Source organism: Lactococcus fujiensis JCM 16395, from assembly GCF_002441655.1.
Lineage (GTDB): Bacteria > Bacillota > Bacilli > Lactobacillales > Streptococcaceae > Lactococcus > Lactococcus fujiensis.
In genome coordinates this window covers 1-454 of sequence record NZ_JXJU01000061.1, presented here as the reverse complement: position 1 = coordinate 454, position 454 = coordinate 1, and the positions used below count along the sequence as shown (strand labels likewise).

Sequence of the window (454 nt, the reverse complement as noted above, 5' to 3'; positions counted from 1 at the left end):
TTACGGCTCATAGACTGAAAAATTCTATGAGATTTTAATTTAGAAACATAGTCTCTCATTTGGTATCCCCATCCTTGATCTGAGTGGAAAGTACGTCGATAAGGACAATCAGATGTCACAGCTAAGGCTTGATTTAGAGCAATATCAATGGATTGATAAGAGGGTTGTTGAGAGATATGATAACTAATCACCTCGCTATTAAATAAATCAATGTAAGGATTGAGATAACATTTTTTCTGAATTCCATCTTCATAATATTTGAATTCTGTCGTATCTGTTGTGATTTTTTGATGAGGAATGGAAGTTCTGAATCGTCTGTGCAATTTATTTTTAGCTACCGTCCCTACTTTTCCTTTATATGAATAATATTTACGTGATTTGTGCCAATAAGACGTCACACGAAGCCCTAGTTTCTTCATTAAGCGCTGTACCTTCTTGTGGTTGACGTGATAGC

1 protein-coding gene is annotated in these 454 nt (G+C 35.2%); it reads right to left on the bottom strand.

What is annotated here, in order from left to right; genetic code table 11:
• The coding region (locus RT41_RS10275; protein WP_143467380.1) for a DDE-type integrase/transposase/recombinase at positions 1-454 on the bottom strand (454 nt) is incomplete at both ends.